This is a genomic window from Methylobacterium sp. WL9, assembly GCF_008040035.1.
Classification (GTDB): Bacteria; Pseudomonadota; Alphaproteobacteria; order Rhizobiales; family Beijerinckiaceae; genus Methylobacterium; species Methylobacterium thuringiense.
Map to the genome: position 1 here is coordinate 35454 of NZ_VRVE01000019.1, position 14871 is coordinate 50324.

General features: G+C 68.2%; 12 protein-coding genes and 1 pseudogene. 5 read left to right on the forward strand and 8 right to left on the reverse strand.

Translation table 11 applies throughout. The features are described from left to right. Positions 1-155: 155 nt before the first annotated feature. Entirely contained in the window at positions 156-1313 is a 1158-nt protein-coding gene (locus FV217_RS08930; protein ID WP_147816843.1) for an alpha/beta hydrolase, read from the forward strand. Positions 1314-1420: 107 nt separating this feature from the next. Then, a complete protein-coding gene (locus FV217_RS08935; RefSeq protein WP_147816844.1) occupies positions 1421-1690 on the forward strand; it encodes a hypothetical protein in 270 nt (89 codons plus the stop codon). Between the two features lie 67 nt (positions 1691-1757). On the opposite strand, the gene FV217_RS23655 is transcribed toward FV217_RS08935, so the two are convergent. Together FV217_RS23655 and recR are read right to left on the reverse strand one after the other, a co-directional pair. Continuing rightward, complete coding sequence (locus FV217_RS23655; RefSeq protein WP_187272491.1) at positions 1758-5009, reverse strand: autotransporter domain-containing protein; 3252 nt, start codon at positions 5007-5009, stop codon at positions 1758-1760. A gap of 273 nt (positions 5010-5282) precedes the next feature. Next, positions 5283-5888: a recombination mediator RecR gene (recR, locus tag FV217_RS08945; protein WP_147816846.1), complete on the reverse strand. Its 606-nt coding sequence runs from the start codon at positions 5886-5888 to the stop codon at positions 5283-5285. A gap of 359 nt (positions 5889-6247) precedes the next feature. Here recR and FV217_RS08950 point away from each other — a divergent pair, with 359 nt between their 5' ends. Next, entirely contained in the window at positions 6248-7864 is a 1617-nt protein-coding gene (locus FV217_RS08950) for a phosphoenolpyruvate carboxykinase (RefSeq protein WP_147816847.1), read from the forward strand. Between the two features lie 131 nt (positions 7865-7995). Here the strand turns inward: FV217_RS08950 and FV217_RS08955 are convergent, their stop codons facing one another. After that, the gene (locus FV217_RS08955) at positions 7996-8229 is read right to left on the reverse strand and encodes a hypothetical protein (RefSeq protein ID WP_147816848.1); all 234 of its coding nucleotides are present in this window, start codon (positions 8227-8229) and stop codon (positions 7996-7998) included. A 640-nt stretch (positions 8230-8869) separates the two neighbouring features. Continuing rightward, complete coding sequence (locus FV217_RS08960) at positions 8870-9184, reverse strand: hypothetical protein (RefSeq protein WP_348641956.1); 315 nt, start codon at positions 9182-9184, stop codon at positions 8870-8872. A 560-nt stretch (positions 9185-9744) separates the two neighbouring features. On the opposite strand from FV217_RS08960, the gene FV217_RS08965 reads away from it, so the two are divergent. Together FV217_RS08965 and FV217_RS08970 are read left to right on the forward strand one after the other, a co-directional pair. Beyond that, a complete protein-coding gene (locus FV217_RS08965) occupies positions 9745-11049 on the forward strand; it encodes an HlyD family efflux transporter periplasmic adaptor subunit (protein WP_147816849.1) in 1305 nt (434 codons plus the stop codon). A 211-nt stretch (positions 11050-11260) separates the two neighbouring features. Next, on the forward strand, positions 11261-13432 hold the full coding sequence (locus FV217_RS08970) for a peptidase domain-containing ABC transporter (RefSeq protein WP_147816850.1): 2172 nt from the start codon (positions 11261-11263) through the stop codon (positions 13430-13432). Between the two features lie 12 nt (positions 13433-13444). On the opposite strand, the gene FV217_RS08975 is transcribed toward FV217_RS08970, so the two are convergent. From FV217_RS08975 to FV217_RS08990, 4 genes and pseudogenes are all read right to left on the reverse strand, one after another. Further along, on the reverse strand, positions 13445-13768 hold the full coding sequence (locus FV217_RS08975) for a YbaB/EbfC family nucleoid-associated protein (protein ID WP_147816851.1): 324 nt from the start codon (positions 13766-13768) through the stop codon (positions 13445-13447). Positions 13769-13877: 109 nt separating this feature from the next. Continuing rightward, positions 13878-14156 (reverse strand): type II toxin-antitoxin system RelE/ParE family toxin, encoded by a 279-nt coding sequence (locus tag FV217_RS08980; RefSeq protein WP_147816852.1) that lies wholly within the window; start codon positions 14154-14156, stop codon positions 13878-13880. Next, positions 14153-14380: a hypothetical protein gene (locus FV217_RS08985; RefSeq protein WP_147816853.1), complete on the reverse strand. Its 228-nt coding sequence runs from the start codon at positions 14378-14380 to the stop codon at positions 14153-14155. Before FV217_RS08985 ends, FV217_RS08980 begins: the two co-directional genes overlap by 4 nt. A 39-nt stretch (positions 14381-14419) precedes the next feature. After that, positions 14420-14871, reverse strand: a pseudogene (locus tag FV217_RS08990) (DNA polymerase III subunit gamma/tau); the annotation flags it as partial.

Here is a 14871-nt window from a genome sequence, read left to right on the forward strand (position 1 = left end):
ACGACTTTGCAGTGGTAGATCGTGAGGCATTCGCTGGCAGGCCAAGCGCACGCTACATCGCCGCACACCCCCGCCACGAAACCGGCACGCATGATGCGGATACTCGGCCCGTCGACCCGCACCGGCGATCCGCGACCGCAGCCCCAGGTTTCTCCGTGTTCCCATTCGGCACTCGCCGCAGCGCCAAGCGGGCCGTCCGCAGGGGCGCCGCGCAGCTCACCAAGCTCCTGACGGCGGCGGCCAAGCCGCCCCGATCGGCGGTCCGGACGAAACCCAAGGCCGCCGCCAAAGTTGCCGGCATCAAGAAGGCCGGCGCCCCCAAGACAGGCACACCCAAGACAGGCACACCCAAGACAGGCACACCCAAGACAGGCGCGACGGTTCGTGCCCGCAAAGCGGACGCATCGCGAAAAGCGCCCGGCCGCTTCGTCGCGATCGACCAGTTGCGCGTGCACACCATCGTCCGGGGCAGGGGCCGGCCGGTCGTGCTGCTGCACGGCAACGGCACCATGGCCGAGGATTTTGCGATCTGCGGCCTGATCGAGCGGCTGGCGACCCGCTACCGGGTCATCGCCATCGACAGGCCCGGCTTCGGCCATACGGCCCGGCCGCGCGCCCGGATCTGGACCGCCGTCGAGCAGGCGGCGCTCGTCCACCGCGTCCTGGAGGCACTGAAGGTCGAGCGGCCCCTGGTGGTCGGGCATTCCTGGGGGACGCTGGTGGCGCTGGCGCTCGCGGCCGGCGGCCTGCGCGAGCTGCGCGGCCTCGTTCTGCTCTCCGGCTATTACTACCCGAGCCGCCGCGCCGACGTGACGCTCTCGAAGACGCTGGCGATGCCGGGTATCGGCGAGGCTGCCCGCGCCATGATGAACCCGGCCATGGGCCGCCTCGTCGCCGCGCAGGCCTTCCGGCACGTCTTCCGGCCGCAGGCGGTGCCGCCGCGCTTCGAGGCCGAGTTTCCGGTGGAGATCGCCATGGGCGCTACGCAGCTCCGCGCCTCCACCGAAGATGCCTCCACCATGAATACGGCAGCGAGCGGCCTGCAGCAGACCTATCCGCGGCTGCAACTGCCGGTGGCGATCCTCACCGGTGATGCCGACGCGGTGGTGGACGTGGACGAGCAGTCGCGCCGGCTGCACGGCGAGATCGCCGGCAGCACGCTGAAGGTCCTGCCCGGCCTCGGCCACATGATTCATTATGCGGGGATCGGCCCGGTGGAACGCGCCGTCGACGACCTGATGGCGCCGGCCGGCAAGGCTCCCAAGGCACCGCGGATGTCGACTCCGGTCGGCGCTGTGCCCGGTCGCGCCTGACTGACGCCGCCGCACCGGGGCGCCGATGCGTCACAGGTAAAACCCGTTGCCGCCGAACCGGTTCGGGCTCAGCCTCCGCCGACCCTTCGACCGTGCGGGCGCGCCTGATGAGCACTCTCCAGTGGCTCCCCCTGCTGGCCTTCCTCGGTCCGATGCCGGCGCCGCGTCCGGAGCCGCCGAAGGCGACACCCGATCACGGCTGGGTCGCAGGCTTCCTGATGCTGGCCACCGTGTTCACGATGGTGGCACCGATGATCGCGGTCTGGGGGTTCCATCGCCCCGAGGCAGTGATCCGGGCCGGATGCGAAGCCGCCGGGGGCCGCCTGGTCCATCGCTCGGTCTCGGGGGACGGGCCGGCGCGATGCCGGAAGGTGTGAGCGGGCGTCCGGCAGGCCCGCGGTTCCGCCGAACCGTCCTGGAACGCCGCCGGTGCTCCCCGCATCCTCACCAGCTCACGCGCAGGCCGGCATGGCCCTGATGGCTGGCGGCGCTGGAGCGGAACTCGCCGCGATAGCCGGCGAACAGGCTGACCGACTCGTAGGACCACAGCGTCACCCGCGCATCGACCAGAACCCCGTCGCGGCCGGGCCAGGCATCGCGCGTCCGGAAGGGTAGGCCGAGCAGCGCGGTGGTGGTGAAGGGGCTCGCATCGAGCAGGTCGTGGGTCCAGCCGAGGCGCAGGTCGGGCCGGATCGCGAGGCCGCCGGCCGTCACGAGATCGAGCCCGGTGGAGACGCCCGCGAAGGTCGTGGCACGCCCGAAGGTCTGGCCCGCGAAGCTCAGCCCGAAGCCGGAGGCTCCCGTCTCGGCGAAGCCCGAGCGGTGCAGGTCGTTGTAGGCGAGGCCGACGAGCGGCTTGATGCCGAGGAGGCCGGCCTCCGTCGGCACCAGGAACCGGTATCCGGCCTCGACGGAGGCGACGGCACCAAGTCCGTCGGCACGGCCACGGGCGGTCATGACGCCGCCGAACGGCGCGAAGGACCGCAGCGAATCGAGGGTGGCGTAGGCGAGGCCGGCAATGGCATCGACCTCGACGCCGTCGCGCTGGTAACCGAGATAGGCTGCGCCGAGATAGGTGTCGGAGGTGCCCCGCGTCCCCGAGGACGTGGTGCTCGATCGGGCGTAGCCGAAGGCCGCGCCGACGAGGAGCGAGGGGTCGATCGCCCGGTCGGCGCCGAGCATCAGGCCGCCGCCCTGCGCGCGCAGGCCCGGCCCGGACGTGTCGGCGCCGACCCGGTATCCGTTGCCGAAGCCGAGGCCCCAAAGGCCGGTTCCGGACCGCGCCTCTCCCGGCCCCGCCACGCCCGTCGGCGTACCGGCCAAGGCCGTGAAGGTCGTCGGCACGAAGGCCGTCGGCGAGACGAACAGGCCGCCGGTACCCGTCGAGGCGGTGGCGAGGTTCGGCGCGAAATCGCCCTGGATTCCGGCCGTGCCCGAGCGCAGGGCGTCGAGGCGGCCGCCGATCAGGCTCGTGAACCGGCGCGAATCCTCGACGGAGGCCTGGGCGTTGGCGCTGCTGCCCGCGCCGGAGAGCTGCTCGAACACGCGCGGCAGGTCAGCCGCCGACTGGCCGAACAGCGGGTCGAACACCGCGAGAGCCTGGTCGCTCATCGCGTCGCCGGGCTGGCCGCGGGCGCGGTCGAGGGCCGAGGCGACGGCACGCTGACGGTCGCTCAGGGCGACGCCGTTGGCCTCCAGGCGCGCATAGGCGGCAGGCGTGATGGCGCCGACGATCGCATCGGGGCGGTACAGGAGGTCGATGCGCGAGGCTGCGGGCAGGCCGGTCAGTCCGTTCTCCGCTGTGACGCTCACGCTGGCGAAACGGCCGAGGATGCTGGCGCCGTCCGCGGCGAGGACCAGCGGGAATTTCGAGCCGATACCGCCGATCCGATTGGTGCCGGTGATTCCGAACACGTCGAATACCAAGGCGCCCGCCACGCGGAAGCCATGGCCCTGCCCGGCGACGACGGCGACGCTGTAGTCGACGACGCCGTCCTCTGCATCGGAGGCGTCGATCAGGGCGTGGAACAGCGAGCTGTCGCCGAGCGTGGCGTTCCCGTGGATCACGAGGTCGCCACCGTTGCCCGAGCCGGGGCTGAACAGGCCCTTCACGTCGACGTTGCCGAAGATGTCGCCTTCGCCGCTCAGCGAGGCGTTCTGCGCGATCGTCAGCAGTGGCGTCGTCAAGGTGCCGTCGACCTCGACGTCGACGGCTTCGGCCCGCACCGCGCCACGCAGGGTGGTGCGGCCCGCGACGACGAGTTCGCTGCCGGCGCCCTGCTCGCGGCCGGCCCCGGTGACGGTCAGGGTGCCGTTCGCGGTGACGGGGGCCGACCAGTAGCGCGTCTCGCCGGCCGTCAGCGTCGCGGTGTTCGCGGCCGCCGCGGGATCGATGGCGGGGGCGCTCAAGGCACGGTCCAGGCGGACGAGGCCGCGGCCGTAGATATCGTCGATGCCTGGAGTGCCGAGATCCTGCGTGGTGGCGAAGAGCAGGCGCACGATATCGAGCGGCGAATAGGCCGGGAAGGCCTGGAACAGCACAGCGAGCACGCCGGAGACGTGCGGCGTCGCCATCGAGGTGCCGGTGATCGCCCGGTAGGTCTCCTGCGCCGAAGGGCCGACATTGGTGCCGGCCACGGCGCGCGGATAGGCCGAGAGGATCGCCGCAGCGCCGTCGTCGGTGCCGCCGCCGGGCGCGGAGACGCACCAGTTCGCGGTCACGCCGCAGCGGTTGGAATCGGGAGAGATTTTGAGGCTCGCATCGACGTTGGCGACTGCGATGATGCTGCCGGGCAGGGTGGCCAACGACGAGAAGTCGAAGTTGCGGCCGCCGTCGTTGTAGACGCCGAGCCCCGCATTGGCGGGCCGAATGAACGGAAACAGCGCGATGCCGGTCGGGTTGCGCGAGACCACCGGGGCCGAGGCGAAGTCGTTGCCGTTGGCGAAGACGAGAACCTTGCCGGCGGTCAGCGCCGCGCGGACCGCAGCGAGTTCGCTCGTCAGATCGCCGGTCTGCCAGATCGTGGTGTTCGCTACGATGGTCGGGCCGTAGCTGCCGTTGACGACGCGCACGTCGGGAAGGGAGGCGGCGTAGGCCAGGGCCGCTTCCGAATCGAAGACGGGCTCGCCCTTTGCGCCGATGCCCTTCAGGGCGACGATGTTGGCATCGGGGGCAATGCCCATCATGCCGACGCCGTTGCGGTTCGCGCCGATGGTCCCGGCGACGTGCGTGCCGTGGCCGTCGCGGTCGAGGATGTCGAGAGTTGCACCGCCTTCGGCTAGGAAGGCGCGGCTGCGGGTGTCGAGCCGGCCCACGAATTCGGGGTGGATACTGGAGAAGCCGTCGGCGGGGTTGGCCGTCCGGAACTGGGCGTCGATGCCGCTGTCGATCACCGCGACCGTAACGCCGAGGCCGGTCAGGCCGTTGACGGGCAGGCCGGCCCGCGTTGCGGTGGTGTTCAGGGCGGCCGCCTGTCCGACTGCGAGGTTGCCCCAGTTGGCGTTGAACTCGAACACGGTGGTCTGGGGCGTGCCGGCCGGGAGGCTCGGCCGGTCGAGGGCGTAACCGTAGGGGTCTGCAGCAGTCGCCGGCGTCGTGCGCTGCGGGAAATAACTGAAAGTGGAAAGATCGAGCGTCTGAGACAGGGCAGGGCGGGATGCGGAGACCAGCACCGTCGCGACGACGACCAGACCCACCGTGCGAAACGACCGCGCGTTATTGCCACGAAGCGGCCGCGCACTGCCCGATCGTCTCATTTTGTCCCCGAACATTACTTGACTTTATCTTTCCTGCCTCCGCCATTTAAAGTTGTATGTCGAGCATACGCAATCTTCATGGAGGCCAGTACGGATCACGACTAGGCATAATCGATCCGCCCCGATGTGCCGCGCCGGCAACACTCGGAAACAATGGGTCGTTCGGGACGATCGAATTGAAACCGGCTGCCGATCGGAACGCGTTCTCGCCCCTCAAAACGCCGTCCGGCTCCGGATCGCCGCCGAGAGCGTGCCCTCGTCCAGATAGTCGAGCTCGCCGCCCACCGGCACGCCGTGGGCGAGGCGGGTGATGGTGAGGCCGAGGTGGCGCAATGCGTCGGTGACGTAGTGGGCGGTTGTCTGGCCGTCGACGGTGGCGTTGAGGGCCAGGATGATCTCCTTCACCGCCGGGTCGCTGGCGCGCTCCACGAGCCGCTCGATGTTGAGATGCTCCGGCCGGACGCCGTCGAGGGCCGAGAGCACGCCGCCGAGGACGTGGTAGCGCGCGTTGACCGCGCCGGAGCGCTCCAGCGCCCAGAGGTCGGAGACGTCCTCCACGAGCACGATGGTCGAGGGGTCGCGGGTGGCGTCGCGGCAGATCGTGCAGGGTTCGCTGGTGTCGACGTTGCCGCAGGACGAGCAGACCACGATGCGCTCGGCCGCCACCCGCATCGCCTCGGCGAGCGGCCCGAGCAGGGTGTCGCGCTTCTTGATGAGCTGCAGGGCCGCCCGGCGCGCGGAGCGCGGACCCAGGCCCGGCATGCGCGCGAGCAGCTGGATCAGGCGCTCGATCTCCGGGCCGGCGACGGATTGGGGCATGGGGGAGGGGGACTTCGCGGCTGAACGGGAGACGGCACGGCCCCGCGCCATACCGTCGGGCCGGCACCGGCGCAAAGCCTCCGGTCCTTAGATAGGCATGCGCCCCGCACCGACAGACATTAGCCCCCCCCGGCAACCGACCGGCTCCACGAGCGTGATGTCGCTGGCGGTTGCGTTCAAAAAAATTGTCGATCGGTCTAAAGTTTTATTGACGGCAAACCAACGCGGACCCAATCCGGAGGGATCACGGAGCGGTGAACCTGCGCGCGGCGGACCTGACCGACCGCGCGGACGCTCCGGGACACGACGAGACCCAGGCCGGAAGGCGGCTGCGATCAGGGGCCCGAGGAGAGAACGACGTGAGCGATATCGGCGACTTCAATGCGGGCCACGGCGCGGAGGCGATCGGCCTCCGCGGCCTGAAGGCGGTCCACTGGAACCTCGAGGCCCCGCGCCTCTACGAGGAATCCCTCAAGCGCGGCGAGGCCGAACTCGCCCGCGGCGGCGCCCTGGTGGCGCAGACCGGCAACCACACCGGCCGCTCGCCCAAGGACAAGTACGTCGTGCGCGACGCCTCCACCGAGACGCAGGTCTGGTGGGAGAACAACGGCTCGATCACGCCCGAGCAGTTCGCGACACTCCATCGGGACTTCATAGCCCATGCCGAGGGCGGCGAGCTGTTCGCGCAGGACCTGTTCGGCGGGGCCGATCCGGCCCACCGCATCAAGGCGCGGGTCTTCACCGAGTTCGCCTGGCACTCACTGTTCATCCGCAACCTGTTGATCCGGCCGGAGCGGGAATCGCTGGGCGCCTACGTGCCGGAGATAACGATCATCGACCTGCCGAGCTTCAAGGCCGATCCAGCCCGGCACGGCTGCCGCTCCAAGACCGTCATCGCCATCGATTTCGCGCAGAAGCTCGTGCTGATCGGTGGCACCGCCTATGCGGGCGAGATGAAGAAGTCGGTCTTCACCTTCCTGAACTATATGCTGCCCGACGCCGGCGTGATGCCGATGCACTGCTCGGCCAATGCGGCGCTGGACGAAACCGGCGATTCGGCCCTGTTCTTCGGCCTGTCGGGCACCGGCAAGACCACGCTCTCGAACGATTCCTCGCGAAAACTCATCGGCGACGACGAACACGGCTGGTCGAGCAACGGCATCTTCAACTTCGAGGGCGGCTGCTACGCCAAGACCATCCGGCTCTCGCGCAACGCCGAGCCCGAGATCTGGGCCACCACCGAGCGCTTCGGCACGGTGATGGAGAACGTCGTGATCGACCCGCTCTCCCGCGTACCGGATTTCGACGACGCCTCGCGCACCGAGAACACCCGCTGCGCCTACCCGCTCGACTTCATCGCCAACGCCAGCGCCACCGGCCGGGCGGCGCATCCGAAGAACATCGTGATGCTCACCTGCGACGCCTTCGGCGTGATGCCGCCGATCGCCAAGCTCACCGGCGCGGAGGCGATGTACCACTTCCTGTCGGGCTACACGGCCAAGGTCGCCGGCACCGAGCGCGGGCTGACCGGCCCGGAGGCGACGTTCTCCACCTGCTTCGGGGCGCCATTCATGCCGCGCCACCCGAGCGTCTACGGCAATCTGCTGCGCGAGCTGATCGCCAAGCATCACGTCGATTGCTGGCTGGTGAATACCGGCTGGACCGGCGGCGGCGTCGGCACCGGGCGGCGGATGCCGATCCGGGTGACACGGCGACTGCTGGCCGCGGCGCTCGACGGCTCGCTCTCGAAAGTGGAATTCCGGCGCGATCCGTATTTCGGCTTCGCGGTGCCGGACTTCGTGCCGGGCGTCGAGCCGCACGTCCTGGCTCCGGTGAAGACCTGGCAGAACAAGGCGGCTTTTGCCGAGACGGCGACCCGGCTCGTCGCGATGTTCCGGGAGAACTTCAAGCGCTTCGAGGATCATGTCGACGCCGACGTGCGGGCGGCGGAGCCGGTGGCGTCCATCGCGGCCTGATCCGCATCGTCCAGCCACGTGGCTTCCGGTTCGCGGGCCGGGATGATGCGCGGATGTCCGCTCACGCGAAAGCCGAGCGGCGGCAGCGAGGAGGGGGGCCTCGCTGCCGCCGCCGGCATTGTCGGGCCGGCTTACTTGCCGAGGCCGACCGCGCCGGTCACGCCGCCGAGAACGCCGCCAACCGCACCGAGCACGGTGCCGAGCAGGCCGCTCACGAGGCCGCCGACCTGGCCGATCGTGCCGGATACGGCACCGAGCTCCTGGCTGAGGTCGACGGTGGCACCGACGCCGATGCCGAGGCCGCCACCGACGGCATCCAGCTCCGAAGCGTTGAGCTCACGGATGGTCTCGATGTTCTGCGACATAAATCTTCTCCTGAAATGACAGGCTACAGGCAAGATCTTCTGTAAGAAGAACCGGCCTCAAACCTCATCACGAAGCGTTGGTTACGCATCGCTCATCAACGTGACCATTCATCGGCCACCAGATCAACCCGGTCTGCCGCCCCGTTTATGGCAGCCGCGGTCAATCTGAGCTTTCAGATGCGTCTCGCGGCCGCAGCGATCGACCCGGCATCCACCCGAAGCCGTTGAGCTTTTCTGGATCGCCGCGTTGCAGCATCGTGCCGCGAACCGCATTCGGAGGCACGGCGTGGAATGCTTTCAGGCTGCCCCGGCAAGCCTCTGATGGAACAATGTTTTTCAGAAATACTGTGCCAAAATGCCGCATACTTTGATTGTATTCAACCTGAGATTCGCGCAGTCTGAGCGCCTTAAACGGGGCACTCGCGAAGGCATGCGGCCGCAACTCCGTCTTATCATTTGATGATTTTTGTTCGGCGGACGCAGCCGATCAGGTTGCCGCCGGGGCAATCGAATTGCGGACTACCTTTCGGGCCCCGACTCAAACATGGCGAAAACAAGGCGCGCAGGGCGGATAGTCACCGCGACCGGCCGGCAGCCGGGGTCTCGGCTGCCGGCCGGATCGCCCGCAGTCCGCTGTCGCCTACTTGCCGCCAAAGCCGCCGAGCAGCCCGCCGACCGAGCCGAGCAGGCCGCCCGCCAGATTTTCGACGAGCCCCCGCACGTTGCTGACGGCGCCGGCCGGGATCGAATGGACCGTGTCGATCAGTTCGTTCAGGCCGCCGACGCTCACCGACAGTTCGGACTGGCCTCCACCCACCTGATCGAGCTCGGTCAGGCTGAGCTCGCGAATGGTGTCGAAGTTCTGCGACATAAATATTCTCCGGTTCGATCCAAATGCAGCGAAGATCACTCTCAGCTGCGGAAGAAGCGCTGCCCTGTCTTCTTCTAAAATCATTCGAACACGATCCGACTTTATCTGCAACGACGCCGATATTTATTCGGAACTTAGCTTTCTCAGCTCACGAACCCGTGAATTTTAGAGAAAAACCGTCTCTTCCGGCAGCCGTCACCTTGTGCCGGGCGCGGGCGTCCAGCGGCATCGGGGGCGTCGGGAGCGGGCAACGGCGAGGCCGACCTAATTCGAGACAGGACCAGCGGCGTCATCAGCCAAAGCCTTGAAATCAAAACGCTCTCTCGAACATATGCGGCAGGACGCCGCATCCTTCGATCGGGCGCATGGAGCAAAATGTGCCAGTACGGGAGAAGGCTTTTTCAGATAATCGGGACTCGACGACGGCCGTGGAAACAACGCTCTGCCGAGCTTCGGACGGCGGAAAGACCGTTCCGTTGTCGGGCCTCCAGGCGCGGGCCGTCGTCTCGCCCAGCCGGCTCCGATTCCCGCAGCGATCCGAGCATTCCGCAAGACACCATGCCACTCGGATTGCGTGGCATGGGCGCCTGTGACAAGCGGGCAAGGAAGCGCCGGCTCCGTCCGACGCGGCATCACGGGTGTCCATGTCTACGCCGTTGTTCCGCAAGGAGGTCGCAGAGGCGCGCCGCAACGCGTGGCTCGGCGAAGCGCAGATCGTGCAGCCGTTGCCGATCCGCCTCGTCGCCTGGGTCTGCATCGCCCTGGTCGTCGCGACCCTCTGTTATGCCGTGTTCGGCAGCTACACCCGCCGCGTCCATGCCCAGGGGCTGCTGGCGCCGGATGTCGGGTTGATCACCGTGGCAAGCCCGGTGGCTGGCCGGGTCAGCGCCTCGGGGGTGAAGGAAGGCGACCGGGTCGAGCAGGGCCGGCTCCTCTACACGGTGGATGTCGACGCGGTCTCCGCCAGCGGGCCGACGCAGGAGCGCGTCATCGCGCAGCTCGGCCGCCAGAAGGAGAGCATGGAGACGCAGCGGACGTTGCGCGCCTCCATGGCCGGCACGGAGAAGCAGGCGCTCCAGGATCAGATCGCCAATCTCGACTCCCAGTCCGAACAGATCCGGCAGCAGATCTCGCTGCAGGAGCAGCTTGTGCCGCCGCTCAAGGCGCGGGCGGACGAACTGGCGAACGCCGTCTCGCGCGGTTACGCCCGCTCCGCAGACCTGCAGAGCCAGAACTACCTCTACATGCAGTCGAGTTCGCAACTCTCGCAGTTCCGGCAGACCGCCCTGCAGATCGATGGCAGGCTCGGAGACCTGAAGGCGCAATTGGCCTCGTTCGACGAGAAGCTCGCCAAGGATCTCGCCGAGATGGACCGTACCGCCGCGCAGCTCGAGCAGCAGAAGGCCGAGAGCGAGGCCAAGCGCGCTCTCGAGATCCGCGCGCCCGAGAGCGGCATCCTGACCTCGATCCGTGCCCAGGCCGGCCAGAGCGTGGCGGCCGGCGCCACGCTGCTGACCCTGCTGCCGAGCGAGGGCCGTCTGCAGGCGAACCTGTTCGTGGATTCCTCGGCGATCGGCTTCGTCGAGACCGGCGCCAGCGTGATGCTGCGCTACGCCGCCTTTCCGTTCCAGCGCTTCGGCCTCTATCGCGGCGTCGTCACCGAGGTGACCCGCGCGCCGCTGGAGGGCGAGGACGCCCCCGATGAGATGAAGCGTAAGACGGCCGGCGGCGGCATCTACCGCATCGTGGTCAAGCCCGACGAGGACGGCGTGATGGCCTATGGCGAGAAGCGGCGTCTCGAAGCCGGCATGCGCGTCGAGGCCGACATCGCGCTCGAACAGCGCGCCCTCTACCGCTGGCTGCTCGACCCGCTCTACCACGTGAAGCGCAGCGTCGACCTCGTGACGGATGGGGCGCCGGTGCCCGTCTCGCGGGGACTGGCGAAGTGACGTCTCTCGTCACCATCGACATCTGCGCCGAGCCCTTTTCCCCTCTCCCCTGTGGGGAGGGGTCAGGGATGGGGGTGGTTCCGCTTGCCTGTGTCGGAGCCCGACAGAACCACCCCCACCTCCAACTCCTCCCCACAAGGGGGAGGAGAGACCCGCATGTCGCGACCACCACCAACCGGCCCTTGAGGCGTCAGCATCAAGGCTCCTGGCTATGAAAATCCTCGACGGCATCAGCCAGGGCGGGCTGCAGTTCGGCTTCGGCCGGCGCCTGCCCGTGATCCTGCAGGCGGAGGCCGCGGAATGCGGCATGGCCTGCCTCGCCATGGTGTTGGGCTTCCACGGCCGCGAGACCGATCTCGGCGCCATGCGCCGCCACCACGCCCTGTCGCTCAAGGGCATGACGCTGCGGAACCTCATCGACCTGTCGGGCTCGATGGGCCTCTCGACCCGCGCGCTGCGGATCGAGCTGAAGGACCTCGCCCGGCTGAAGCTGCCCTGCGTCCTGCACTGGGGCCTGAACCACTTCGTCGTGCTGGCCTCCATCGGCCGCAAGGGCATCGTCATCCACGATCCCGCCCGCGGCCGGCGCACACTGACGCTGGAGGAGGCGTCACGCGAGTTCACCGGCGTCGCGATGGAGGTGACGCCGAACCAGGGCTTCGTGCGCGAGAAGACCGTCAAGGGCCTCAGGCTCGGCGACCTGTTCCGCAACCTGCGCGGTATCCGGCCGGCGATGATGTCGATCCTGGCGCTCTCGGTCGGCATCGAGCTCGTCAACATCCTGATGCCGATCGCCTCGCAGATCGTCATCGACGAGGTCATCGTCAACGCCGACCTCGACCTGCTGCTCGTCGTCGCCATCGGGCTGGCGCTGCTGCTGCTGATTCAGCTGGCGCTCGGCGTCGCCCGGACCTGGGCGATCATGCTGACCGGGACCAAGCTGAACTACCAGTGGTCGGGAAGCCTGTTCGACCACCTCTCGCGCCTGCCCCTCGATTACTTCGAGAAGCGGCATGTGGGCGACGTGATCTCGCGCTTCGGGTCGCTCGGTACGATCCAGAAGGGCCTGACCACGGATCTCGTCCAGGCCGTGCTCGACGGCGTGATGTCGGTCGGCATGCTGATCATGCTGTTCCTCTACGGCGGCTGGCTGGCACTGGTGGCGCTGCTCTCCACCGCCATCGCCGCCGCCCTGCGCATCGCCGCCTACAACGCCTACAAGGAGGGCACCGAGGAGGCGATCGTCGCCGAGGCGCGGCAGCAGACCCACTTCATCGAGACCGTGCGCGGCATGGCGAGCGTCAAGCTGCTGGGCCTGCGCGAGCGCCGCCGCGGTACCTGGATGAACCAGTTCGTCACGGCGCTGAACGCGCGGCTGCGCCTGCAGCGCCTCGACCTCGTCTTCGGCCGCGCCAACGACCTGCTGTTCGGGGCCGACCGGCTGATCCTGCTGGTGCTCGGGGCGCGTGCGGTGATCGACCAGTCGATGTCGCTCGGGATGCTCGTCGCCTTCCTGACCTACCGCGACCAGTTCTCGACCCGGATCGGCAACCTGATCAATTCGGGCTTCCAACTGCGCATGCTCAACGTGCAGACCGACCGGCTCTCCGACATCGTCATGACCGACCCGGAGGAGCCGGCCGGGGCGGTGCCCGTCGCAGCGCCGGCCGTCATCACCGACGGCGCGCCACGCGGCTCCATCGTCGCCAGCGGCCTGTCGCTGCGCTACGGCGCCGACGAGCCCTGGGTGTTCCGCAACCTCGGCTTCCAGGTCGCGCCGGGCACGTGTTTCGCCATCACCGGCCCCTCGGGCTGCGGCAAGAGCTCGGTGATGAAGATCCTGATGGGGCTGCTCTCGGCCTCCGAGGGCAACGTCCTCATCGACGGGCGCGACATCAAGACGGTGGGCGCGGCCGCCTACCGCAAGCGCATCGCCGGCGTGATGCAGAGCGATGGACTGTTCGCGGGTTCCATCGCCGAGAATATCGCCTGCTTCGACGAGCACCCCGACCCGGCCTGGATCGAGGAATGCGCTGCCCACGCCGCGATCCTCAACGACATCCGCAAGACGCCGATGGGCTTCGAAACGCTTGTCGGCGACATGGGTTCGACGCTCTCGGGCGGCCAGAAGCAGCGGGTGATCCTCGCCCGCGCCCTCTATCAGCGCCCGGAGATCCTCTTTCTCGACGAGGCGACGAGCGCGCTCGACGAGCCCACCGAGGCCGCGATCGCCCAGGCCCTCCGCGAGTTCAAGATGACCCGCGTCATCGTCGCCCACCGCCCGGCGACGATCGCGCATGCGGACCACGTGCTGGAATTCGAGCGGCTGTCGGAGATGGCGGGCCCGGTGCGATCGACGCAGGCGGCCGAGCCCGTCGTCTGACTTCTCCTCCTGCTAGAACGGCAGCTTCATGCCGGGCGGCAGGGGCAGGCCCTTGGTCAGCTCGGCCATCTTCTCCTGCGCCAGGGCTTCGGCCTTGCCCCGCGCGTCGTTGACGGCGGCGACGATCAGGTCTTCGAGAATCTCGCGCTCGTCCGGCACCATCAGCGAGGGATCGAGGGTCACACCCTTGAGCTGGCCCTTGGCCGTCATCACCACGCTCACCGAGCCGCCGCCGGAAGCGCCCGTCACCTCGACATGGTCGAGCTCGCCCTGCAGCGAACTCATCTTCTCCTGCATGGCCTGAGCCTGCTTCATGATGCCCATGAGGTCGCGCATGCGGGGAATTTCCTGACGTTTGGAGCGGCGGCTGTGGTCTATGTCCTATGCCGGGTGTCAGTCCAAGGGACATGAGGAGCACCAAGGCGTGACGCTGCCGACAGGACGCTTAGGAAATGGATCGTCGCGAGGTGTGACGCACGCTACGGATGATGATCTCGGCGTCGCTGACGCGATACGTCAGAACGTATGGATACGGAGAGGCCACGATGCGCCTGATGCCAGGCCGATCGGTCGCTCGCCCGGCGAACGGGTGCTGCAGCAACATGCGCATCACGTCTTGCAGGCACTGCTGCACTTTTCGCGCGCCCTGAGGATTATACTGCTCCACATAGGACAGCGCCCGATCGAGCTGGCGCGTGGCCGGACGTGTGAGACGCAGCCTCACAGGCCATATTTCGCCCAGATGGCACGCACCTCCTCGTCCGTCGCGTAATCGCTACGCGCTTCGGCAGCATCGGCCTCGTCCTGCTCAGCCTCTTCCTCGGACGTGAATTGATAGACGGACGTGTCGTCGCCCATGAAGGCGAGGACCATCCGGGCGATCTCGTCCTGCATCTCCGGGGACAAACTCCGCGCAGTCGTCATCGCTTTTTCGAGCAGGTCGGTCATGGGAGCATTCTGCACAGGGTACGGACGAACGGAAGAGGTCTACCCCTCCGCATCCTCATCCTCCCCGACACCCGCCGCGTCCGGGGGCGTCAGGCTTTCAACAGCCGCGACGTCAGCGCCGACCTCCGCCGTCTTGTCCCGCACGCCTATGATCTGCGCACCCGGAAATCGCGCCAGCACCTCGCGCACGAGCGGATGGCTTGCGGCGTCCCGGTGGCGGTTTTCCTTGGTCTCGATCGCCGCGGCGGCGAGCGTCGGCGCGCCGGGATCCTTCGAGAGTGCGACGAGCCAGCGGCGGCCGGTCCAGGCTTCGAGCGCGCGGGAGAGGTCGGTGGCGAGGGTCGTGCGTCCGCCCTCGGCGAGGCGGAATTCGAGGCGGCCCTCTTCGAAACGGACGAGATGCACGTCGCGTTCGAGCGCCATCTTGAGGGTGATGTCGCGGCGCTCGTCGGCAAGGGCGACAAGGTCTTCGAGGCGGCCGAGCCGGGGCC

What these genes read in the sequence shown, in the direction of transcription:
- FV217_RS08935 (WP_147816844.1), top strand. Translation starts at nt 1,421, where the DNA reads ATGAGCACTCTCCAGTGGCTCCCCCTGCTGGCCTTCCTCGGTCCGATG.
- recR (WP_147816846.1), bottom strand. Translation starts at nt 5,888, where the DNA reads ATGCCCCAATCCGTCGCCGGCCCGGAGATCGAGCGCCTGATCCAGCTG.
- FV217_RS08955 (WP_147816848.1), bottom strand. Translation starts at nt 8,229, where the DNA reads ATGTCGCAGAACATCGAGACCATCCGTGAGCTCAACGCTTCGGAGCTG.
- FV217_RS08960 (WP_348641956.1), bottom strand. Translation starts at nt 9,184, where the DNA reads ATGATTTTAGAAGAAGACAGGGCAGCGCTTCTTCCGCAGCTGAGAGTG.
- FV217_RS08965 (WP_147816849.1), top strand. Translation starts at nt 9,745, where the DNA reads ATGTCTACGCCGTTGTTCCGCAAGGAGGTCGCAGAGGCGCGCCGCAAC.
- FV217_RS08970 (WP_147816850.1), top strand. Translation starts at nt 11,261, where the DNA reads ATGAAAATCCTCGACGGCATCAGCCAGGGCGGGCTGCAGTTCGGCTTC.
- FV217_RS08975 (WP_147816851.1), bottom strand. Translation starts at nt 13,768, where the DNA reads ATGCGCGACCTCATGGGCATCATGAAGCAGGCTCAGGCCATGCAGGAG.
- FV217_RS08985 (WP_147816853.1), bottom strand. Translation starts at nt 14,380, where the DNA reads ATGACCGACCTGCTCGAAAAAGCGATGACGACTGCGCGGAGTTTGTCC.